The following is a 23,687-nucleotide window of genomic DNA, read 5'->3' on the forward strand; positions in this document are numbered from 1 at the left end:
TTAAAAGGGTTGGTCCCATTGGGGCTAACCCTTTATCAATAAGATTAAACTAAATCATTTGGTGCTTTCAATTCGCTAACAGTGGAGTTTAAAAAGTCAAAATGATAGAATTTCAATTATTACTAATGTTAAAAAAGGCGTTTAACTTCTAAAATGATGTATGAAAAAAACTAATCAAACGTTTAATTAAATCGGGTGGTAAACTAATCAAACGTTTGATTAAGGGGTTCGAGGCATTGGTACAATAGGTCTTCAAAACTAATCAAACGTTTGATTAACAAATTAAGCGGTCAAATGACAGAAGGGATTAACATGAAAGAGATACAAACTTTTGCGAAACAATATCAAAAAGAAATGGGATGGGAAATTTCTGAGGAGAATTATGCTGAGAGCAGAGATTCTCTTTTAAATAATTACATGCTGCTAACGACGGAGGTTGCTGAAGTAGCGGAGGAGCTGCGAATGGCCTTTAATCTTACTACTAAAAATGTTCAAAATGGCATGGAAGAAGAACAGGCATTTGAGTTAGCTAAGAATCAGATTAAAGAAAACGTAGGCAAAGAATTGGCAGATTGTCTCGCTTACATGCTGAAATTTTATAATTTTTTTGGAATCGATGTAGAAGAAAGCTTTTATGCCAAAATGGAAGAAGTTAAAAATCGAAAGAATAAGGATTTAGTAAAACCATCAAAATGAAATCATTCATAAGTACCAAGATTTACTTTAAAAAAATTATTCAAAGTAAATCTTGGTTATTTTTTTACAAAAAAATTTTTTGACCATGTCCTTTTAGGTCTTTTTTTATTTTTGTTTTAAAGGTAGCAAATCACCAATATAAAAATGGCTTATATCCCATAAATATCCTATAATTGGGGCAATACGAAAAATAAAAATAGATGGGAAGAAATCCAAAATGAACACTATTAATGACATGATTATGAAGATTTCGTCTGTATTTTCACAGTTAGAAGAAGTGGAAGGTGTTGTACTCTCTGGCTCTCTTTCAACAAATACCCAAGATGAACATTCTGATATAGATTTGTATATTTATAGTGTTCAAGAAATCCCTACCAGCACTCGAAAAAAATTGTTAGAACCTTTTTCGGATTATATGGAGATTAATAACCAGTATTGGGAAACAGAAGATGATGGAACGCTAAATGAACCCAATATTGGTATAGAAATCATATATAGAAATTATGCTTGGATTGAAAACGAACTTATGAAAACGGTAGTGAATTTCCAGGCTCAGGTCGGTTACACTACATGCTTTTGGAGTAATTATTTAAATTCCAAAATACTATATGATCAAAATGGTCAATTAAAGAAACTACAGGATAAAATTAACGTAACCTTTCCAAAAGAATTAAAAGAAAATATCCTTAACAAAAATTACCCTTTATTACGAGACAGTGTTACATCCTACTATTGTCAAATCGAGAAAGCTCTAAAAAGAAAAGACTACATAAGTGTCAATCATAGGGTTGCTGCGTTACTTGCAAGTTACTTCGATATCTTATTTGCGATTAACGAGTTGCCACACCCTGGAGAAAAGAAGTTAATTAAGATCGCACAAAAAACATGCAAATATCTCCCAGACAAGATGGAAGAAAACATAATCATGATTCTTAGCAACAATACCATAACACTATTAAGTGACATAAATGATCTTGTTGACAATTTAGATGATTTGATAAAAAGGAATAACTTATAACCTTATCCAGCTGAAGTTATAGCCCTTAAAGTTGATAACAGAATAATATAGTTTCTCGAAGGGGAGTATTAAAATGATCGTAGATTGCCATTTTCATGTGGATGAAACCATGTTAACTCTAGACAAAATGCTAGAGGGGATGAATGAAAATAATGTAACGAAAACAGCGCTTATTGCTCCCATGAACGAAACCATGTTTGAAGTGGAAAGTACATATCAACATCAGTTACAACGGTTTTTCCGATTTCTAATCCTTCATGCACCACCAATCGGACTCAAAATTTATAATAGTCTGGTGAAAGATGGCCTTTTCAACCTTTATGGTCATTCCTATAAGATTTTTACCAAGCCGAGGAATGATCTTGTTGCTGCTGCAATTGATAGATTTCCAGACCGGTTTCTAGGATGGGCAGCCGTAAACCCTAGGATTCCTGAATCCATGGAAGAAGTAGAGTTATATCTTAATAAACCTGGTTTTATTGGGGTTAAAGCTCATCCGTTCATGCATGAATATAGTATTAAGGCACTTGATCCAGTTGCCGCTATGTGTGAATCAAAAGGCGTACCCATGATTATTCATCTCTCTTCAGAAGCAGACTCTTTTAAATATTTACCTGATAATTACCCTAACCTTAAATTGATTTATGCTCACGCCGGTCTTCCCTTTTGGAAGAAACTATGGAATTACGTTAAGGATCAACCCAATGTATTTGTTGATACTTCAAGTGATTATCTTACTCCATCTATTGTAAAGAAGGCAGTGGAATCTTTAGGATATCGAAAAGTTCTCTTTGGCTGCGACGGACCTTATGGAATGAAAAAATTTAATGAATATGATTATTCTTCAAAGAGGGATTGGATTGATTCACTTCAAATCCCGGATAAACAAAAGGAATATATCCTTGGAAAAAACTTTCTAGGATTGATTGATTAATTCAAAACTCTATCTCAGCTTTTTTGTAATATAAGAAATGGCTCAGTTTATAGCATTATGCTGAGCCATCTCTATTAGTTTGTTCAACTACGTGGGCATAGTTTAAGTTCTTCCAGTGTAATTCTTCTTCTGATAATTGCTGTATTCCCTTCTAATTAGCTACACTAGCCTTCATTTCGTTTGAAGATTTATTTGCTTGCTTGTTCCAGACCAATGTAATCACGATTCCCAGAGATAGTATCACAGTCGCAAAGTAATAAGGATAGTTAAAATTGATGTCAAATAATATCCCCCCTAGAATTGGTCCACTTATGTTCGCTAAACTTGTAAACATTGAGTTCATTCCACCAACGAAACCTTGTTCGTTCCCGGCGATATTTGAAAGGTATGAAGTAACGGCTGGTCGGAACAAATCGAATCCTACAAAAACAATAAATGTAACTAGTAAAATAGAAAAATATGAATGAACAACAGTCATTAAAAAGACAAGTAAGGCTGATAATATTAAGCTATATCGAATCAGTTTAATTTCACCCCATATTCGAGTAAGCCTATCAAATAATAAGACTTGTGAAACTGCCCCAAAAATCGCACCACCAGTAATAACTATGGCTATATCGGATGGCTTAAATTGAAATTTATGGTCCACAAATAGACTAAAGAACGATTCAAAAGCTGCTAATCCAAATGATGCAATATAAATTAAAATAAACGCAAGGAAGTATTTTGGAGCAAAAATACGTTTGAAGCCATTCTTATCATCTGAGACTTGTTCATGATGATCTTCATTCCGATTCGGCTCAGATAATAAAATAATTGAAAGTATAGCCGCAATGGTACCAAGTGCTCCTGCAAAGAAAAATGGTACACGAGTTCCAAATTCCGCTAAGAATCCACCAATACCTGGACCAATAATAAATCCTGTACTAATGGCAGCTGACATAAAACCAAGTGCTTTGGGGCGCGTATCCAAATTTGTAATATCAGCAATAAAAGCCGTAACTGCTGGCATAATGAACGCGGCACTAATTCCACCCAAAATACGAGAAATAAATAGCACCTCGATTTCTCTGCCAATCCCAAATAAGAATTCTGAGAAGCCAAAAATGAATAAGCCAATGACAATCATAATCTTCCTGCCGTATTTATCTGCCGCTTTCCCTGCAAATGGTGAAACAATTAATTGAGCAATTGCGAATGCTGCTGTTAAATAACCAACTGTGGTTCCCGTAATGCCTAATTCATTCATCAGCGTAGGTAAAACTGGAATGACGAGACCAATTCCCAAAAAGGCTATAAATAAATTCATTAATACTAAACCTAACATGACTTTATGTGTCTTCATCTTTTACATCCCCCTTAACAAACCAAAAACTGAAACAAACTTATGTTGTTTTCATTTGTTTACAATACCCATCCTAGTGTATATAGTTACTATATAGTCAAGGACGGTGCTGTAATAAAATGAATGAAGAAAATGGAAAATATTTAACGACTGGGGAATTCGCGAAGCTTTGTAAAGTAAACAAACAGACACTCTTTTATTACGATCAAATTGGGCTTTTGTCTCCGGTATGGAAAAATGAAAAAGGTTACCGATATTATTCAATTCGCCAGATAGAGCTATTCTTTGTTATCGATTTATTAAAGGATCTTGGTATGTCGCTAAACGATATTCAACAATATATGCAAAATAAATCGCCTGAAAGTTTTTTGTCATTAATGTACCAAAAAAAAGAAGAGATCGTGAAAATACGTCAGGAGATTGAAATGAAAGAAAAAATGATCGATGCAAAAATAGCATTAATGGAAGAAGCGTCACACCTTGATTTTCATCAAGTTACGCTTGAACAATTACCAGAAGTAACACTTTATTTAAGTAGAAATATTGAAAATTTAACCGATGAAGAATTTGTAGAGGTCTTTTCAGACTTTATTAATGAATTGAACGTATCACAACTTGATACGGGATATCCAATAGGTGTTATATCAAAACGAGAGCATGTATTAAACGGAGAATTCACTAATTATAGCTATTTATATATTGAGCAGCCAAATCCAAAGGAAGGATATCCGTATTTTAAAAGTGTAAAGGGTGATTTTCTCATTGGATATCATATAGGGGATGAGAAAACAATACATAAAACATATAAGCGGCTTTTTTCAGAGATGGATCGACTAAATTTAGCCCTAGGTGATTATGTTTTTGAAGAGTATATTTATGATACAGTTGTAATTAATCATAAGGAACACTACGTTACCAAAATTATGATACAAGTCGATCAAACAGAGAGCTAATTTTTCCATATTTCTGTTTAGATGTGCTTAGTATTGGCGAGTTTTCTTTGTTATTGAAATCCAAAACTTCTTCAACTAAAGGCAGGTAGTTGAATATCGCTTAATGTTTCACTGGACCACAAAAGGGGTTTTTATTAATATCCGAATTAAAAAGGGTTGGTCTTAAACAAGACCAACCCTTTAATCATAGATTAAACTGTTAATTTCAATAAGGTTTCATTTTGTTCGACAGTGTCATGATTCATAGCTTTAATATCAAGATATTGGTCCTTATTGGTGATGACCACCAATGTCGTGGTTTCAAATCCCTCAGCTTTTATTTGATTCATTTCAAATTCAATGAGCAGGTCGCCTTGTTTAACATGATCACCTTGTTTTACATGTGGTGTAAAGTATTTTCCTTTTAGTCTTACAGTATCAAGGCCAATATAAATTAATACCTCAGCTCCATTTTCAGACTTTATCCCAACTGCATGTCCTGTAGGGAATTGTGTTGTAATCACACCATCAACAGGAGAATAAATCTTACCTGCTTCGGGCTCAATGGCAATTCCTTTACCTACGGTCTCGGTCGAAAATAATGGGTCGCGGATAGAGGTTAATGGAACCACCTTTCCACGTAATGGGCTATTAATGTTTTCCGGCTGTACACCAAAAATATTTTGGGTAAAATGATCATTCACTTTTGAATTTTTCCCTTCATAACCAAGGAGATATGTCATAAGAAATCCTAAGGCAAAAGCGACGCCAATCCCAATTAGATATTGCCAAATTGGTGTAAACGCGGGAATGGCAAGTACACTTGGAAGGACAAAGTCATTCATAACAACGCCAAGGCTTCCGTTGATTGCTCCGCCAATTCCAGCTGCAATGATGACATAGACCATTGTTTTTCGATAACGAAGGATAATTCCATAATTAATAGCCTCGGTGGTTCCAGCCAAAGCACCAGGTAAGATTCCGCTTGCAGCAAGAGCTTTTAAATCTTTATCACGTGTTTTTAGAAAAACCGCAATCCCAATTCCCACTTGAGCAAATGGAGCTGCCGCTGCCATGGCGATAATAGGATCAGGACCAGTGGCAAGATTTACGATGGCAAGTGGAATAATCGTCCAGTGTAACCCCATAATGGTTAGGAATGTCCATGAAGCACCTAAAACAGCTCCTGCTAATAGCCCGCTTCGGTCGCTTAAGAAATTAATGACTGAACCTAAACCTTCTCCAAGAAGTGTCCCGATTGGGCCAAACACCAACATCGTTAACGGGACGAGGATAGCTATTGAAATCAAAGGGTTGATAAACATCTGAATATCTTTATAAATCACTTTTTTTAATAATCGATCTAGTCCTGCATATACAAACATGGCGATAAAGATAGGAAATACGGTAGAAGAATAATCCGCTAATAAGACAGGAATACCTAAAAAGTCAATTGACTTCACATCGTTGTCTACAAGGTGCATAATTTCTGGCATCAGTATGGCTGCACCAATTACCCCGCCGACATAACCGTTGGCACCCAGTTTAAGAGCAATGGATATACCGAGAAATAATGGCAAGAAATGAAAAACCGCATCTCCCGCTGCTGATAAAATTACATAGGCACCGCTTTCATTTGATAGCCAACCTAAAGTGTTTAAAACCGATAACATTGCTTTTAAGAGTCCGGCACCAGCGAGAACTCCGATTATAGGGGCAAAACTTCCTGAGATAACGCCTAAAACCTTAGACAATGTCGTTTCTTTTTTCTCATTCGGTAAATCTGCTGTATTTGCATGGTGCTGATTTTGATTACTCATAGTTGTTTTCCACACTCCCATATCCTATATCTTTTGCTTTATTTTCCTCAATTACTATCGTTTATAAATATTTTTACCGCTTTCATTTTCTCTATTTAATATTTCTTGAATTTGAAAGGGCTAACGTAATACTAGTATAATGATTTCAATCGTAGTCCATTAGGATTTATTTGATAATATCCGGATAAAAACAAATTTATATTTGCACCTGTCCAATTGGAGGAAATAACCTGGAACCAACAAAAATCATCTCAACGGCTATGAAAATTCAACATATAACCAATTTAAATACGTATGTACTCAATCAAAATCGGGAGCGAATTTACCATCATGAAATGATTTCTATCCCTGCATTTATGCCAGGTTCGGGGGAGAGAGATGTTTTATCTTTGTATGACAATATCAAACAAACAAGACAACTTTACTCCTATATAAATGAATGGGACTTACATTATTTTGGATATTCCTTTAGCAAAAAAGAGGAGGCATGGACTATTATTATTGGTCCGTATTTTGATAAGACACCGAATCTATACAGTTTATCTAGGGACTATCACCTTACAAGTACACAAAGTGAAGATTTAAAGCTGATAAGCGATAAAATCTATGTACTAACTGCAGAACAAGCCAGCAGTTATGGAAGTGTCCTACAGCAGTTTACAAACATGTTAGAGCAGGAAATGACCCCGATTGTTATTGTTTCTGATAGAAGCAGCACTCCTGTTCATAAGAAGGAAGACCACATCAATGTGGATGAAGAAGGCGAACTAGTTAAGTTGAGGTATAAGACTGAAAAGGATTTTATGAATGCGGTTGAACGCGGGGATAAAAAGGAGGCTCTAGAACTCATTAATTCTAAAAATATGCTGTTTTCCTTTTCCGAACGTTTTCCAAACCAGCCGTTACGCAGGCTTAAAAATGTTGCCATTATCCTAAATACGCTACTGCGGACTTCAGCAAGAAACAGTGATGTTCCTGCCATCATGATTCATCGGATCTCGGAAAAATTCGCTTATGAAATTGAAAATGCCAATCAGGTGGAAACCCTGCATCAATTAGAAGACCGCATGATCGAGGAATATTGCGATGTAGTTATATCCAACTCGTTAAGTAATTACACATACATGACACAAAGAGTGATGGAATACATAATCAGTTTTTATAATAAGCAAATCAATAAAGAAGAATTGGCAGCAAAACTGTCCACCCATCCGAGTCATCTATCTCGAAAATTTAAAGAAGAAACAAACATGACCTTAACAGCTTTTCAGCAAAAGCTGCGAATGAATCAAGCGAAACATCTATTAAAAGCAGAGAATCTATCCGTTGAGGAACTCGCTTTTATGATTGGCTACGATGATCCGTCCTACTTTGCTAGAGTATTTAAAAAAGAAACGGGCAGAACCCCCTCGCAGTATCGAGATGGGGAGGCTGGGAGCTGATGTTTTAGCTTGAAATCGCTCTTTTAAACAGCTCCCTAAATTTCTCCTTATCTTCGGCTGTAAATGGTTTTGGCCCCTTTGTACGTTTTCCGCTTTTTCGAGCCATTGCACTTAAATAACGCGTTTGTAATAATTGATCAATGTTTTCATTTGTATAGCTATACCCTGTATGGTGAAGAACGGTACACCCTTTTGCTAAACCTAGCGAAGCGAGACCATAATCTTGCGTAACGATGATATCTCCTTTTGCTGCTAACTTCATAATCCGATAATCGGCAGCATCTGCTCCAGAATCAACATAAATGGTTTCTACCCCTGATGGTTGCTCCGCATTAGAAAAATGAGAGAAGCTAGTAACAAGGACAACAGGGAGGTTAGCATTCCTACTTTCAGCAATAATAATATCTTTTACCGGACAAGCATCTGCATCAACATAAATTTTCAACTTTATCACTCCTGTTAAGGTATTCTAATTATTACTATATATATAAATTTTAACATTAGATTAAGAATTGAATTGTTTCTTGTTGAGGTAAACCTAACAAAAAATAAGAAAATATACAACATTGAGAGAGGGGTATAGAATAAGAACAGTGAATTCACGTCATTCAATTTAGAATGACGTGTTTTTACATAAAAAAATAATAATATCTTTAATTCGAGATAAAATTCTTGACGGTTCTAAAAAGAAAGATGTAATATGGTTACATAAAGTAACTCAAGTAATAAAAATAACCAAATAACGAAAATTGCAGATAGATAAATAGAAGAAAAATTCATCAGGGAGTGAACGATATGATTGAAGTAACTGTAAAGCTTAATTTCAAAGGGAAGAATTATCAAACGAATGTCATTGTAGGAAAGAATACTTCTGAAAAGGAAATCTTACAGTTGGCAAGGGAACAAGTCTCAAGACAATGGACAAATTAATAAGGAAATCAGCTTTGTAGAAAGGGGATTAATCTTTGAATGAAAAGAAAGAAGTTGGAGAAAAAGCTGTAGAGTACGTAAAAGACGGTATGGTAGTCGGACTTGGTACAGGGTCTACCGTATATTATTTCATTTCTAAGCTTGGTCAACTAGTCCAGCAAGGACTTTCCATTAAAGGAGTACCTACTTCTAAGCAGACAGAAAAATTAGCAATAGAACTTGGCATCCCGCTTGTTTCGTTCCATGAGATTGAGCAAATTGATGTAGCGATCGATGGGGCAGATGAAGTGAACACAGAGTTACATCTCATAAAAGGCGGAGGCGGTGCCCTTTTAAGAGAGAAAATTATCGCTGCAGCAGCTAAAACTTTTATTGTCATTGCAGACTCTCATAAAAATGTAAATACATTAGGAACCTTTCCGCTGCCAATCGAAGTGGTCCCTTATGGAGTTGAAATGACAGTCAAACACGTCAGAGAGCTTGGTGGCAGACCAGAGATACGACTAGATCAGGGGAATCCTTTTTTAACAGATAACGGTAACTATATTTTGGATACCAGCTTTCAAGAAATTAAGCAGCCAAGAGATTTAGAGAAAAAGCTAAACCTTATACCTGGTGTGGTGGAAAATGGCTTATTTGTTGGAATGGCGGATGCTGTTATTACCGTTGTTGATAACAAACTTGTAACGAAAGCTCGAAGATAGATAGTAGAGAAAATAGATTACGAACATGGGGGAAGAATGATGGAATCAATGACCTTTGTCTTATTTGGAGCAACAGGGGATTTAGCAAAAAGAAAAATTTTCCCAGCTCTATACAACTTATATGTGGATCAAAAATTACCGCAGTCTATATCCATTATTGGACTCGGAAGAGGGGAACTTTCACACTCTGATTTTCAAGTAAAAGTAAAAGACTCCATTTTGGAATTTTCACGACGCCTGGAGCATGAGGCTGCTGCTATGGGAGAATTTTTAGAGTACTTCCGCTATAGTAAGTTGGATGTGAACCGTGAAGAAGATTATCAATCATTACTACAGTTAGTGAAGCAGCGTGAAAAGGAACTTCATTTAGACGAAAACCGGATGTTTTATCTTTCGGTTTCACCAGAATTTTTTGACACAATTGCCTTAAACATCAATAACAGTGGACTAGGTAATACATCGGGTTGGAAACGGTTGATCATTGAAAAGCCATTTGGCCATGACCTCCAATCTGCCCGTGAATTAAATGAAAAACTAAGCCGTGCGTTTGATGAAGACGAAATTTATCGAATTGACCATTATTTAGGGAAACCGATGGTTCAAAACCTTGAAGCACTGGCTTTTGCAAACCCCATATTACAGTCGATTTGGAATAAAGAACATATTGCAAATGTCCAAATTACCGCGAGTGAAACGGTTGGGGTAGAAAAAAGAGCGGGATATTACGATCAGGCTGGAGCAATACGTGATATGGTTCAAAACCATATGCTGCAAATGCTGATGATGACTGCTATGGACTCTCCTAAAGAAATAAACGCAAAAGAAATTAGAAATGAGAAGCGGAAGGTCATGGAGTCACTTCGTCCTATAATGAAAGAAGATGTTCATTACGATATAGTTCGCGGACAATACATTTCAGGGGAAGTAAACGGACAGAAAGTTCCTAGTTATAAAGAGGAGCCAGGTGTAGGGTCTGCTTCCACTACGGATACCTTTGTGGCTGCTCGATTGTGGTTGGATCATCCATCATGGACTGGGGTTCCCTTTTACATTCGGACAGGAAAAAGAATGAAGGAAAAATCTACACGAATTGTAATGGAATTTAAAAATCAGGAAAACCATTCATATAAAAATAATCAAATGAAGCCGAACTTATTAATCATCGAAATCAATCCAGATGAAAATATTTCTTTCCAATTAAACAGCAAAAACCCATTGAATAATGGAAAGGTTGAACCTGTAAGGATAAATTTATCAAATGATCAGATAAGCTTAGGGGTCCCTGAAGCATATGAAAGACTTATTTATGATGCTAGTAACGGAGATTCTACCTTCTTTGCTCATTGGAAGGAAGTTGAATTGTCATGGGAATGGGTACAGCCAATTATAGATGCCTTTGAGGAAAATCTAGTACCGCTCCATGAATATCAGTCAGGGTCTTATGGTCCTGCTGCCGCTGATTTATTACTTTTCGAAAATGGCTTTAAATGGTGGCTGGATGAAAAACCTCAAGAAAGCAAGGAAAAGGTACTACACAACTAAGAATATCTAGGAGGAAATAAAAACGATGTCACAAAACATTGAAAACCTATCAGTTTCTACTATTCGAACGCTATCTATTGATGCCATTAATACAGCAAATTCAGGTCATCCTGGTCTCCCGATGGGTGCAGCTCCCATGACGTATGCATTATGGGCGAAACATCTGAATCACAACCCAGAAAACCCAAAATGGTTTAACCGCGACAGATTTGTTCTATCTGCGGGACATGGATCAAGTTTGCTGTATAGCATGCTTCATTTAGCTGGATATAATGTCACCATTGATGATTTAAAAAACTTTAGGAAGTTAAATAGCAGAACACCGGGCCATCCTGAATTCGGTCATACACCTGGTGTAGAAGCAACTACAGGTCCGCTAGGCCAAGGGATTGCAAACGCAGTTGGGATGGCAATGGCAGAGGCACATTTAGCAGCCAAGTTTAACAAAGAAAAGCATCCGGTTATTGATCACTACACCTATGCGTTAGTTGGAGATGGCGATTTGATGGAAGGTATTTCCTATGAAGCCATGTCAATGGCAGGCCATATGAAACTTGGGAAACTTGTAGTTTTATATGATTCAAATGATATCTCACTAGATGGGGAATTAAATGCTTCCTTCTCTGAAAATATCGAGAAAAGAGCAGAATCAGCAAACTGGCACTACTTGAGAGTCGAAGATGGAAATGACCTTGAAGCCATTTCTGATGCCATCGAAGCAGCCAAACAAAAACCAGACCAACCAAGTTTGATTGAAATCAGAACCATTATTGGATATGGCAGTCCCAAGGTAGCAGGAACCAATAAAGCACATGGTGCACCACTTGGAGTGGAAGAAGGAAAAGCGACAAAACAAGCTTATAACTGGCTTTATGAAGAGGATTTCTTTGTACCAGAAGAAGTAAAAGAAAATTTTGCGCAAATAAAGCGTAAGGGAATCGATACGGAACAAAACTGGAATAACTTATTCCAATCTTATAAGCAAACATATCCAGAATTAGCTGATCAATTAACAGATGCCATAAATGGAAAAGTTCTTATCGATACAAAAGATTTATTAACATTTGAAACTGGCAAAAGTATATCAACACGAGTTGCAAGCGGAGATGCAATCAACCATTATGTGAAATCTGTGCCAGCAATCTTTGGCGGAAGCGCAGATCTTTCCCATTCTAACATGACAGAAATTAAAGGTGAACAAATCTACGCGGTTGAATCATACGGTGCTCGTAATGTTTACTTTGGTGTCCGTGAACACGCAATGGGAGCAGCTGCTAATGGTATGGCCTATCACGGAGGTGTGAAACCTTTTGTAAGTACATTCTTTGTTTTTAATGATTATCTGCGACCATCGATCCGTCTTGCTGCATTATCAAAACTTCCAGTGATTTATGTGTTTACACATGATTCCATTGCAGTAGGTGAGGATGGTCCTACCCATGAACCTGTTGAGCATTTAGCAGCACTTCGCTCAATTCCTGGTTTAACGGTAATAAGACCAACGGATGCCAATGAAACCGCAAATGCTTGGGCTTATGCTCTTCAGCAAACAGAAGGTCCTGTTGCATTGATCCTTAGCCGCCAGAACCTACCTGTTTTTAATGCTACAAAGGCTAATGTAGACAACCTTTCAAGGGGAGCATATGTATTAGAAGAAACAAATTCAACACCAGACGTAATCTTAATTGCTACAGGTTCCGAAGTATCCTTGGCAGTAAATGCAAAGACCGAGCTTGAAAAAGAAAATATATCGGTCCGTATCGTTTCGATGCCAAGCTGGGAATTGTATAGCAAGCAATCAGATGAATACAAAGAAGCTGTACTCCCTTCTTCAAATTCAAAAAGAGTTGCTATAGAAATGGGAATTTCGCTTGGATGGGAGCGCTATGTTGGATTTGAAGGAAAAATCCTATCCATTGAAACATTTGGTGCTTCAGGTGATGGAGCTGCAGTCATGAGGGAGTTTGGTTTTACAACTGAAAATGTAGTGCTTATGGCGAAAAGTGTCTTAAATTAATCTAAGTAGAAGAAGATAAAACAAATTATTTACACAATTGGAGGAGAACATAATGAAGGTAGGACTTATTGGTTTAGGAAAAATGGGATTAAATTTAGGACAAAATTTATTGGATCATCATCACGAAGTGGTGGCATTTGATGTGAATCCAAGCGCAGTTGAAAATATGAAGGAATATGGAGCAACTGGCGTATCAAGTTATAAAGAACTCATTCAGTCTTTGGATCATCCAAGAATTATTTGGATCATGGTCCCACATGCAGTGGTTGATTCCGTTATCGGTGAAATCTTACCGTTTTTGGAAAAAGGAGATATAGTCGTTGAAGCGGGTAATTCTCATTATAAGGAATCGATTCAACGCTACAATGAGTTAAAGGAAATAGGCGTGAGCTTTATGGATGCAGGTACTTCTGGCGGTATGGAAGGAGCTCGAAATGGAGCTTGTTATATGATTGGCGGTGATCCAGAAGCATGGGAAGTCGTACAACCTCTTTTCAAAGATACAGCTGTTGAAAATGGCTTCTTATATGCCGGTAAAGCAGGCAGCGGGCATTTCTTAAAGATGGTTCATAATGGAATTGAATATGCCATGATGGCTGCAATTGGAGAAGGCTTTGAAGTACTGGAAAAAAGTGAATTTGATTTTGATTACGAAAAGGTTGCAAGAGTTTGGAATAATGGTTCCGTTATTCGTTCATGGTTGATGGAATTGACTGAAAATGCTTTTTCAAAATATCCAGATTTGGAAGAAATTAAAGGGATTATGCATTCCTCTGGTGAAGGAAAATGGACTGTAGAGGCAGCATTAGACCTCAAAACAGCAACACCAGTCATTGCAATGTCATTATTAATGCGTTATCGTTCTCTAGAGGATGACACCTTTACAGGTAAAGTTGTTGCGGCTTTACGGAATGAATTTGGTGGACATGCTGTCGAAAAGAACTAAAAATATTATTTATTAAAAATTGGAGGAAAAAGATTATGAAATTTTTTATCGATACTGCAAACCTAGAGGAAATTAAAAAGGCTTATAAAATTGGCGTATTATCAGGTGTAACAACTAACCCTTCATTGGTTGCTAAAGAAGGCGTAAAATTCGAAGATCGTATTGCAGAAATCCTAAATGCCGTTCCAGAGGTTGAGTCAGTTTCTGCCGAGGTAACGCCCAATGCTTTAACGGCTGAGCAAATGATTGCGGAAGCGGACGAGCTAATTAAAATTAACGGTGGTGATAAGAATATTACCATCAAAGTTCCAATGACACTTGATGGACTAGAGACTTGCCGCTATTTAACTAAAAAAGGTGTTAAAACCAATGTTACCTTAATTTTTAGTGTCAATCAGGCATTGCTTGCTGCACGTGCAGGAGCTACTTATGTTTCGCCATTCTTAGGACGTTTGGATGATATTAATGAAGATGGTGTAGAACTTGTAGCAAAAATTGCTCAGATGTTCCGTGTTCAAAATCTAGATTCACAAATCATTGCAGCTTCTGTTCGTCATCCTGATCATGTTACCCGTGTGGCGTTGGCTGGAGCTCATATTGCAACGATTCCATTTAAGGTCATTGAGCAATTATCAAAACATCCGTTAACAGACCAAGGACTTGAAAAATTTGCAGCTGACTGGAAAACAGTCTAAAACTTACTAAAAACTAAAGGGCGTTATCTCTTATCCTTGCCGGGATAGGAAATAACGCCCTTACACATTATTTAAAGAAAGCTATGTTAAATTTCATTGTTGATTTTCCTAGTACAGTTGTATAAAAAGTCGATGAAGGACAAATCAGGAAAGATCCCAGTGAGAGTAGTCCTTCAAAAGCGTGATGAAGGACAAATCAGGAGAATTCCTAGCGAGATTAGTCCTTCATAAGGGTGATGAAGGATAAATCAGGAGAGTCCCCGGTGAGATTAGTTCTTCATAAGCGTGATGAAAGACAAATCAGAAGATTCTTCATTGAGAATAGTCCTTCATATGGATTTTCGTTAGAAAAATCAACATCTGTCTTTAACAAAGCATAAATGAAAGAAAGAGGAGAGACAACAATGGCTATTACATTGGATTATTCTAATGCTTTATCTTTCATGCAACAGCATGAAGTGGATTATTTAAGTGAATTTGTGAAAACAGCGCATGACATGCTCCACGAGAAAAAAGGTCCGGGGTCTGATTATCTTGGATGGGTAGATTTACCTCATAACTACGATAAAGAAGAATTTGCAAGAATCAAAGCGGCTTCTGAAAGAATTCGCAGAAATTCAGATGCATTAATCGTAATCGGAATCGGGGGCTCTTATCTTGGAGCTAGAGCTGCCATTGAAGCGCTATCTCATACATTTCATAACCAATTGGATGACAAAACAGAAATTTATTTTGCTGGGCAAAATATAAGTGCTACATATATCTCGCACTTGTTTGATGTGTTGAAAGACAAGGATATTTCAGTCAATGTGATTTCAAAGTCAGGTACAACAACTGAGCCTGCTATTGCATTCCGTATTTTCCGTGATTATTTAGAGAAAAAGTACGGTAAAGAAGAAGCGAAAAAACGAATTTATGCTACAACGGACCGTGCTAAGGGAGCATTAAAAACACTTGCTGATGAAGAAGGATATGAAACCTTTGTTATTCCTGATGATGTCGGCGGCAGATACTCTGTGTTAACAGCTGTAGGTTTATTACCGATTGCAACCGCTGGCTTAGATATTGATAAAATGATGGCAGGTGCTGCAGCGGCTGCGGATAAATATAGTAATCCTAACTTGGCAGAAAATCAAAGTTATCAGTATGCTGCAGTTAGAAATGCCCTTTACCGAAAAGGAAAATCAATTGAACTGTTGGTAAACTTTGAGCCTTCTCTTCATTATGTATCAGAATGGTGGAAACAGTTATTTGGTGAAAGTGAAGGTAAAGACCAAAAAGGTCTCTATCCTGCTTCTGTCGATTTCACTACAGATCTTCATTCGATGGGACAATATGTCCAAGAAGGACGCCGTGACCTGATTGAGACAGTTGTATCAATAAAAGAGCCAAAACTAGACATCACTCTTGGGCAAGAAGATGCAGACCTGGATGGATTAAATTATCTAGCTGGGAAAACAATGGACTATGTGAATAAGAATGCTGCTCAAGGAACGGTTTTAGCTCATGTAGATGGAGGAGTTCCAAACCTATCTGTCGAGCTGGATCAATTAAATGAGTATACCTTCGGTGAAATGGTTTATTTCTTTGAGAAAGCGTGTGGAATCAGCGGCTTGTTAATGGGAGTAAATCCTTTTGACCAGCCAGGTGTAGAAGCTTATAAGAAGAACATGTTTGCCCTCCTTGGTAAGCCGGGATATGAATCAGAAAGAGAAGAATTACAAAAACGCATATCTATTAATAAATAAATTTGATTAACTCGTGCGGATATCGAGTACCAAACATTAAATATCACACCAAAAAGCAGTCCAATTCGCAAATTGAACTGCTTTTTGGTTGATATGACAGGATTTTTAAGTGATTATATGCAAATTCATAGGTTAAAAGGGCGTTACTACTCAGGATATTGGGGGTAATATTTAACGTCATTAATGTGTTGAATACTACGCCCTGGTACTATATATAAGGTCATTTTAGTTCAATAGAATAAAAGGTTATTGACAAAAGAGTTTTTAAGTATTATTATTATCTCATATTCAAGATAATTTAATTCAAGATAATGTAATTCAATATTTTTTAGGGAGGTAAAAATAATGGAGGGGAAATGCAATAATCTGGCCTTTCTACTATTCATGTAAACATCGAAAGTAATTCATAATCAAATATGTGAAGAAAATGCAAAGATCAAGCTTGGTATTACGGAATTCTGTTTAAACTTTCATTTTTTTAAATATAATATCTCGAATTCGAGATAAATAATACTTAGGAGGATTTAAGGATGATAAACATTGGTTTATTAATCATTCGTTTGGTAATTGGTTTACTATTTGTGGGTCACGGTGCTCAAAAATTGTTTGGCTGGTTCGGTGGCTATGGATTGAAAGGAACTGGTGGATGGTTTGAATCCATTGGGATAAAACCAGGAGTAACTATGGCTCTTTTCGCAGGGTTAGCAGAACTTATTGGGGGACTTTTGTTTGCCTTAGGACTATTAACCCCACTCGCAGGAATAATAATTGCAGGGACTATGGCAATGGCGATTGTGAAAGTTCATGCTCCTAACGGATTATGGTCAACAGCAAATGGTTATGAATACAACTTAACTTTGCTTTCTGTTGCTATTGGTATAGCTCTAATCGGTCCTGGTCAATATGCTTTAGATGCATTTTTATTCTAAAATATCTGGTCTTTTATGGCACTTTTACTATTCCAGTCGATCTTTAATTTCGAACAAAAGAATTAAATTAATATTATGACAGGAGTGATTAGGATATGAAACTTTTAGGATTACATCACGTATCCATTTTAACAGGGAAAGCGGAAAAGAATTTTGAATTTTATACAAAAATTTTAGGAATGAGATTGGTCAAGAAAACCGTTAATCAAGATAATACAGAATCCTATCATCTTTTCTATGCAGACGCGGAAGGAACCCCAGGAACGGAAGTCACGTTCTTTGACATTCCTCATCTTGGGCAAACATATAGGGGAACTTCAGACATTTCTACTGTATCACTAAGGGTTAGAAACTCAGATTCATTGCTATTCTGGAAAGAACGTTTTAACCAATTTGGGGTTGAACATGATGAGATTCAAAAAAGAGCAAATCGTGATACTTTGGCTTTCAGAGATTTCGAGGGGACTCGATTAATCCTCGTAGCTGATAACGGTGAAAAGGGTGTGAGAGCAGGGGTTCCTTGGCAAAGAGATGACATTCCACTGGAACATGCCATTGTTGGTTTAGGACCTGTAACCCTCACCGTGGCAATTGCAGAACCAACAATCGGTGTATTAACAGAAGTGATGGGTTTTCGCTTTGTCGACTCCTACCCGTCACTGGAAGGGGAGCATCCTGATGTTTTGGTTTATGCAACTGGCGAAGGCGGAAGCGGTGCGGAGGTTCATATTGAAACAAGACCCGATTTGCCAAGAGCCCGCTTAGGTCGTGGCGGTGTTCACCATGTTGCCTTCCGTGTTCCGAATGAGGAAGAATATAATCAATGGGTAGAGCGTTTGCAAGAACACAGAATGCCAAATTCAGGGAAAGTGGAACGGTATTACTTCAAGGCATTATATTTCAGGGAGCCCAATGGCATCTTATTTGAATTATCTACGGATACCCCGGGATTTGCGGTAGATGAACCAATGGAAACAATGGGAGAAAAACTATCACTTCCATCATTTTTGGAACCTAATCGAAAAGAGATCGAAGAAAAATTACGACCATTAAACTTAAATTAAAACTTGGAGGAGTATATCATGAACCATTTAAAAGGAATACACCATGTAACAGCTATTACAAGCAGTGCAGAAAAGAACTATGAATTTTTCACCTATGTTTTAGGCATGCGTTTAGTTAAAAAAACAGTCAATCAAGATGATATTCAAACCTATCATTTATTCTTTGCCGATGATAAAGGCAGCGCAGGCACAGACATGACTTTCTTTGACTTCCCCGGCATTCCGAAAGGCGTACATGGTACAAATGAGATTTCAAAGACATCATTCCGTGTACCAAGTGATGCTGCATTAGATTATTGGGCAAAACGTTTTGATCGTTTAGAAGTCAAACATACTGGAATCAAAGAGCAATTTGGCAAGAAGACACTCTCATTCGTTGATTTTGATGATCAGCAATATCAATTAATTTCAGATGAATTCAACAAAGGGGTGGAATCTGGTACACCATGGCAAAAAGGCCCAATTCCATTAGAATATGCCATTACTGGTTTAGGACCTGTTTTTGTTCGAATAGCAAATTTTGATTACTTTAAAGAAATGATGGAAAAAGTTTTACTATTTAAAGAGACAGATAAAGAAGGTTCATTCCACTTATTTGAAGTGGGGGAAGGCGGAAATGGTGCCTCGGTCATTGTAGAATATAATGCGGTTCTTCCTGAAGCCCGACAAGGATTTGGTACGGTTCACCATGCAGCATTACGTGTAGAGGATCGAGCTGTTTTAGAAGAATGGATTGAACGAATGAATGGTTTTGGATTCCATACATCCGGTTATGTAAATCGTCACTTTTTTGAGTCATTGTACGTAAGGGTTGCACCGCAAATATTATTTGAATTCGCTACAGATGGTCCTGGCTTTATGGGAGATGAGCCATATGAAACGCTGGGGGAAAAATTATCCTTACCCCCATTCTTAGAGCCTAAACGTGAAGAAATCGAAAAATTAGTTCGCCCCATTGATACAGTAAGAAGTACAAAGGAACTCATCAAAGAGTAAAAGGAAAGGCTGTGTTATTATCAATTGTTGATTTTTGTGAGGTATGAGAATTCATAGGCGGAGAATTTCCTGCTAATGTATATAGAGGAAGCTTAAGAAGCAGATATAAGCGGAGATATTCCGATTAACTGCTCTAAATAAGACAAAATCTAAAGATTTGGGTTATATAAACGGAAAAACTCCCCTTATTTGTAAGGAAATATGTGTATTTCCCAATTTAGCCGGAATTTTACCGTTTATTTTTCAAACACAGTGAAATCAACATTCAGTTATAACAGAGCTAAAGGAAAAATAGTAAACTTATTCAACCACAACACGATGACTTTTAAAGGAGAGAGGTAGAAATGAATAACAAAATCATGAAAATACAAAAATTAGGATTTCCATGGGAGACAGAAGACCCGTTCCTTATGACTGTACATCATAAAGATGCGTATCCTTCAGGAAATGACGAGCAGGGTCCTAACGTTTCATTGGAAGGCAGAAATCTTGGCGAGGATTTTACGCTTCGTGAGGGTTTTAGAATGTATCATGGCAAAACGGTTCCGGGATTTCCTGTACATCCCCACAGAGGTTTTGAAACGGTAACCGTCGTTCTTGAAGGTCTTATTGATCATTTTGATTCATATGGGTCCGTAGGTCGATTTGGGAATGGAGATGTTCAGTGGATGACAGCAGGAAAGGGCGCACAGCATACTGAAATGTTTCCTCTCGTCCACCAGGACAAAGGTAATCCACTTGAATTCTTTCAGATTTGGCTGAATCTAGCTGCAAAAGATAAATTCGCTGACCCTGAGTATAAAATGTTATGGGCAGAAGATATACCGGAAATACAATTGACTGCTGCTAATGGACAGAAAACGACCGTAAGACTAGTTGCTGGAAGTATGAATGGCAAGTCTAGTTTAGAACCAAACTCTGCTTCTTGGGCAAACGATAAAAATCATCATGTGGGTATTTACGTTATTCATATGGAGCCGAATGCAGTCTTCACCCTGCCGTCAGTTTCAGCGACAATGACGAGAAATATTTACTATTATCAAGGAGATAAACTAAATATAGACGAAAAAGCGATTGAAACGTACCACCGTGTAAAGCTTGCTGGTGATCAGGAAATCACAATTACAAATGGATCTTCTGAGAGTTATATGCTGCTCCTAGAGGGTGAGCCGATACAAGAACCTGTCGTATCCTATGGACCGTTTGTAATGAATACTGAGCAGGAAATTCGCGATGCATTTAAGGATTATCAAGCTACACAATTTGGAGGCTGGCCGTGGGACCGTCCTGATCCTGTAAATAAGCGTGAATCAGGAAGATTCGCACGCCATGCGGATGGAAGAGTTGAAAAAAGGTAACAAACTTGTCCATTTTTACTCATTTAATGAGATCGATCGTCTCCAACTCCCTCCCAACACCATCTAAAAAAACAGAGCGTCATCTTTGTTTGGAATGTCGTGAAAAAGAAGACATTCCATTCAGTGTGGCAGGGTACTTTGTCGTTTGTTAATTCATATACCATTTTCTCAGTGATTTTAGCTGTGAATTCGAAAGTTATACTTCAAAACCGCACCCATTGGTCTTAGATAGGGGTGCTTCTTTTATGCAGGAAGAACTATTTCAATTAAAAAAGGAGAAAGGCCATTTAAAAGTGGCTTTTCTCCTTTTATTAAAATTAAGCTATATTTTCCATTCTAATCATGAATTCTATATCTTCATTACTAACGTTTAATAATCTTTCTAGCACAGCCAGCTTAACGTTAGCTTCCTTGACTTCAAATCCATTAATAAGATTTTTTCTCTTTAGGGTACTTATCATTTCTGAGACAACTTGCTTAAAAGTTTGTGAATCAACCAATAGATAATGAATTAATTCTATCGCTGCTTCTATTTCTTGTTTGTTTTTAATGGCAAATATACTTTGGAGATCAGGCTCTAATACAAAAAGAGATTGTAAATCCTCTGAAACTCTTATAATAACGTAACTTGTTTTATTTCCATAATACTCATTATCCCTAATCCGAATTAGATCGAGTCCAATCATAAATTCATAAAAAGGAGCGTTCTTATCAAGAAAACGAAACTCACTAATGCTAATATTTGATTTTTCTTCTATAAAAATTTCTTTTTCAAACCTTGTTTGAATTACTTTTGATTCTAACATATTCATTTTCCATTCCCCGTTTCTACTATAATATTATATAAAAAGTAACATGTATACTTTTAGTAACCTAATTACATTATAGTAAAACTGAGAAAATAAATCAATTAAAGTAGCTGAGAATTTGGCGGAATGCTTTTTTTAATTAATGTGTATTTTGCTGTTGACATATGAAGAAGATGGTATATAATAAAAGTATCTTTAATTCAAGATAACGTATTTCAAGATAAATTAATTAGAGGTAAAATGGAAAGCTAATGGATAGAAGTCGAACGGACCAATAAATATCAAGGGAGTGTTTATAATGGTAACTTTATATATATCACCTAGTTGTACTTCATGCCGAAGAGCAAAAGCTTGGTTTGATGAACATCATATTCCTTACAAAGAAAGAAATATCCTTTCTGAAAAGCTTACATTAGATGAGATTAAGAATATCCTTCACTTCACAGAAGAGGGCACCGATGAAATTATCTCAACTAAGTCAAAAGCTTTTCAGAAGTTAAATATAAATATCGATTCTCTATCACTTCGAGAATTGTATGCGATTATTGAAGAAAATCCTGGGCTATTAAGAAAACCCTTAATCCTTGATGAAAAAAGATTACAAGTAGGGTTTAATGAAGAAGAGATACGGAGCTTTTTGCCGCGTAATATGCGTGTATTCCAACTTGATGAAGTTTATAGCTTAATGGAAGAAGTTCAATAAAGTCCGTGACTCACCCAGATTAATATAGAAAAATTGTTATTGACTAAATTCTAAATATGTTTTAATATTATCTTGAATCCAAGATATATTAACTCAAGGTATTTAAATTGGAGGTGTAGATATGGATAGGAAATGTACAAACCAACCATTTTTGCTGTTAATGCAAACCTCAAAAGCCATTCAGGAACGAATAAGAGATGCAATGTCCAAAAATAAACTTAGTATTACAGAGTTTTCTGTATTAGAGGTACTTTTTTACCAAGGAAAACAAACTATTCAACAGATTGGAAATAGAATCCTGATCTCTAGCGGTTCGATGACGTATGTTATAGATAAACTTGAACAAAAAGGAAACATAAAAAGAAATGATTGTAGAGAAGACAGGCGGGTTATTCATGTAACCTTGACGGCTGAAGGAATGAAAATGATGGAAAACATCATGCCAAAGTATCAAGATATGGTTGATTCTTTTTTTGGAGATTTAACAGATGATGAATCACAGCTGTTGGTCAACTCTTTAAAAAAGGTCAGTAATAGAGTGTAATCGTATATTTTTTTACTTAATATCTCGAAATCGAGATAAATAAAAAACAGGAGGATATGTATAATGATAAGTATTGGATTATTAATGATTAGGTTAGTGATTGGTTTGTCGTTCATGGCTCACGGCGCACAGAAATTATTTGGCTGGTTTGGTGGATACGGCTTAAAGGGTACAGGCGGCTGGATGGAATCCCTCGGTTTGAAACCAGGTGTGATGATGGCCCTCATGGCAGGATTAGCAGAATTAATTGGGGGATTATTATTTACATTAGGACTTCTTACTCCCCTTGCAGCGATCATGATTGCAGCTACAATGGTAATGGCAATTGTAAAGGTTCATGCTCCTAATGGTTATTGGGCAACACAAAATGGATACGAACATAACCTGACATTAATAGCAGTGGTAATTGGATTAGCATTAATTGGGCCTGGGCAATATGCTTTGGATGCATTTTTATTCTAAATTATCTTGAATTAGAGAATCTTTATTTGAAATCATCATCAATAATATAATCA

At 36.7% G+C, this 23,687-nt stretch carries 23 protein-coding genes; 19 read left to right on the forward strand and 4 right to left on the reverse strand.

All coding sequences use genetic code 11. The annotated features are described in order from the left end of the window. Nucleotides 1-312 precede the first annotated feature (312 nt). From QNH48_RS03655 to QNH48_RS03665, 3 genes are all read left to right on the forward strand, one after another. A complete protein-coding gene (locus QNH48_RS03655) occupies nucleotides 313-696 on the forward strand; it encodes a MazG nucleotide pyrophosphohydrolase domain-containing protein (RefSeq protein ID WP_283953800.1) in 384 nt (127 codons plus the stop codon). 217 nt (nucleotides 697-913) lie between these two features. Then, the gene (locus tag QNH48_RS03660; protein ID WP_095250293.1) at nucleotides 914-1,714 is read left to right on the forward strand and encodes a nucleotidyltransferase domain-containing protein; all 801 of its coding nucleotides are present in this window, start codon (nucleotides 914-916) and stop codon (nucleotides 1,712-1,714) included. Nucleotides 1,715-1,787: 73 nt separating this feature from the next. Further along, nucleotides 1,788-2,648: an amidohydrolase family protein gene (locus QNH48_RS03665; protein ID WP_283953801.1), complete on the forward strand. Its 861-nt coding sequence runs from the start codon at nucleotides 1,788-1,790 to the stop codon at nucleotides 2,646-2,648. A gap of 151 nt (nucleotides 2,649-2,799) precedes the next feature. Here the strand turns inward: QNH48_RS03665 and norA are convergent, their stop codons facing one another. Then, nucleotides 2,800-3,993, reverse strand: coding sequence for a multidrug efflux MFS transporter NorA (gene norA / locus QNH48_RS03670; RefSeq protein WP_283953802.1), 1,194 nt, complete (start codon nucleotides 3,991-3,993; stop codon nucleotides 2,800-2,802). 119 nt (nucleotides 3,994-4,112) lie between these two features. On the opposite strand from norA, the gene QNH48_RS03675 reads away from it, so the two are divergent. Then, entirely contained in the window at nucleotides 4,113-4,946 is an 834-nt protein-coding gene (locus QNH48_RS03675) for a MerR family transcriptional regulator (protein ID WP_095250296.1), read from the forward strand. Nucleotides 4,947-5,137: 191 nt separating this feature from the next. Here QNH48_RS03675 and QNH48_RS03680 read toward each other — a convergent pair whose 3' ends face one another. Continuing rightward, on the reverse strand, nucleotides 5,138-6,745 hold the full coding sequence (locus tag QNH48_RS03680) for a glucose PTS transporter subunit IIA (RefSeq protein ID WP_283953803.1): 1,608 nt from the start codon (nucleotides 6,743-6,745) through the stop codon (nucleotides 5,138-5,140). 260 nt (nucleotides 6,746-7,005) lie between these two features. Between QNH48_RS03680 and QNH48_RS03685 the strand changes: the two genes are divergently transcribed. Next, entirely contained in the window at nucleotides 7,006-8,187 is a 1,182-nt protein-coding gene (locus tag QNH48_RS03685) for a helix-turn-helix domain-containing protein (RefSeq protein ID WP_283953804.1), read from the forward strand. Between the two features lie 4 nt (nucleotides 8,188-8,191). On the opposite strand, the gene QNH48_RS03690 is transcribed toward QNH48_RS03685, so the two are convergent. Then, a complete protein-coding gene (locus QNH48_RS03690; protein ID WP_283953805.1) occupies nucleotides 8,192-8,632 on the reverse strand; it encodes a YaiI/YqxD family protein in 441 nt (146 codons plus the stop codon). 350 nt (nucleotides 8,633-8,982) lie between these two features. On the opposite strand from QNH48_RS03690, the gene QNH48_RS03695 reads away from it, so the two are divergent. The 11 genes from QNH48_RS03695 (at nucleotide 8,983) to QNH48_RS03745 (ending at nucleotide 21,116) form a co-directional block, all read left to right on the forward strand. Next, nucleotides 8,983-9,117 carry a BA3454 family stress response protein gene (locus QNH48_RS03695; RefSeq protein WP_095250300.1) on the forward strand — a complete coding sequence of 45 codons (135 nt, stop codon included), beginning with the start codon at nucleotides 8,983-8,985 and terminating at the stop codon, nucleotides 9,115-9,117. A 35-nt stretch (nucleotides 9,118-9,152) separates the two neighbouring features. After that, on the forward strand, nucleotides 9,153-9,821 hold the full coding sequence (gene rpiA / locus QNH48_RS03700) for a ribose-5-phosphate isomerase RpiA (RefSeq protein WP_283953806.1): 669 nt from the start codon (nucleotides 9,153-9,155) through the stop codon (nucleotides 9,819-9,821). A 39-nt stretch (nucleotides 9,822-9,860) separates the two neighbouring features. Further along, a complete protein-coding gene (gene zwf, locus QNH48_RS03705) occupies nucleotides 9,861-11,363 on the forward strand; it encodes a glucose-6-phosphate dehydrogenase (protein ID WP_283955672.1) in 1,503 nt (500 codons plus the stop codon). A gap of 25 nt (nucleotides 11,364-11,388) precedes the next feature. Further along, a complete protein-coding gene (tkt, locus tag QNH48_RS03710) occupies nucleotides 11,389-13,380 on the forward strand; it encodes a transketolase (RefSeq protein ID WP_283953807.1) in 1,992 nt (663 codons plus the stop codon). 52 nt (nucleotides 13,381-13,432) lie between these two features. After that, nucleotides 13,433-14,326 (forward strand): phosphogluconate dehydrogenase (NAD(+)-dependent, decarboxylating), encoded by an 894-nt coding sequence (gnd, locus tag QNH48_RS03715; protein WP_283953808.1) that lies wholly within the window; start codon nucleotides 13,433-13,435, stop codon nucleotides 14,324-14,326. Nucleotides 14,327-14,361: 35 nt separating this feature from the next. Continuing rightward, nucleotides 14,362-15,021 carry a fructose-6-phosphate aldolase gene (gene fsa, locus QNH48_RS03720; protein WP_045517207.1) on the forward strand — a complete coding sequence of 220 codons (660 nt, stop codon included), beginning with the start codon at nucleotides 14,362-14,364 and terminating at the stop codon, nucleotides 15,019-15,021. Nucleotides 15,022-15,425: 404 nt separating this feature from the next. Then, nucleotides 15,426-16,769, forward strand: coding sequence for a glucose-6-phosphate isomerase (locus QNH48_RS03725; protein WP_283953809.1), 1,344 nt, complete (start codon nucleotides 15,426-15,428; stop codon nucleotides 16,767-16,769). Nucleotides 16,770-17,299: 530 nt separating this feature from the next. After that, nucleotides 17,300-17,698, forward strand: coding sequence for a DoxX family protein (locus QNH48_RS03730; RefSeq protein WP_283953810.1), 399 nt, complete (start codon nucleotides 17,300-17,302; stop codon nucleotides 17,696-17,698). Nucleotides 17,699-17,793: 95 nt separating this feature from the next. After that, the gene (locus QNH48_RS03735; RefSeq protein ID WP_283953811.1) at nucleotides 17,794-18,762 is read left to right on the forward strand and encodes a ring-cleaving dioxygenase; all 969 of its coding nucleotides are present in this window, start codon (nucleotides 17,794-17,796) and stop codon (nucleotides 18,760-18,762) included. A gap of 18 nt (nucleotides 18,763-18,780) precedes the next feature. Further along, nucleotides 18,781-19,758 (forward strand): ring-cleaving dioxygenase, encoded by a 978-nt coding sequence (locus QNH48_RS03740; protein WP_283953812.1) that lies wholly within the window; start codon nucleotides 18,781-18,783, stop codon nucleotides 19,756-19,758. A 344-nt stretch (nucleotides 19,759-20,102) separates the two neighbouring features. Then, nucleotides 20,103-21,116: a pirin family protein gene (locus tag QNH48_RS03745; RefSeq protein WP_283953813.1), complete on the forward strand. Its 1,014-nt coding sequence runs from the start codon at nucleotides 20,103-20,105 to the stop codon at nucleotides 21,114-21,116. Between the two features lie 317 nt (nucleotides 21,117-21,433). Here QNH48_RS03745 and QNH48_RS03750 read toward each other — a convergent pair whose 3' ends face one another. Further along, nucleotides 21,434-21,928, reverse strand: coding sequence for a hypothetical protein (locus tag QNH48_RS03750; protein WP_283953814.1), 495 nt, complete (start codon nucleotides 21,926-21,928; stop codon nucleotides 21,434-21,436). Nucleotides 21,929-22,223: 295 nt separating this feature from the next. On the opposite strand from QNH48_RS03750, the gene spxA reads away from it, so the two are divergent. From spxA to QNH48_RS03765, 3 genes are all read left to right on the forward strand, one after another. Further along, a complete protein-coding gene (gene spxA, locus QNH48_RS03755) occupies nucleotides 22,224-22,628 on the forward strand; it encodes a transcriptional regulator SpxA (protein WP_283953815.1) in 405 nt (134 codons plus the stop codon). Nucleotides 22,629-22,749: 121 nt separating this feature from the next. Next, a complete protein-coding gene (locus tag QNH48_RS03760; protein ID WP_283953816.1) occupies nucleotides 22,750-23,172 on the forward strand; it encodes a MarR family winged helix-turn-helix transcriptional regulator in 423 nt (140 codons plus the stop codon). A gap of 63 nt (nucleotides 23,173-23,235) precedes the next feature. Continuing rightward, a complete protein-coding gene (locus QNH48_RS03765; protein ID WP_283953817.1) occupies nucleotides 23,236-23,634 on the forward strand; it encodes a DoxX family protein in 399 nt (132 codons plus the stop codon). The last annotated feature ends 53 nt before the right edge of the window (nucleotides 23,635-23,687 follow it).

It is taken from the genome of Neobacillus sp. YX16 (assembly GCF_030123505.1).
Taxonomy (GTDB): Bacteria; Bacillota; Bacilli; order Bacillales; family Cytobacillaceae; genus Neobacillus.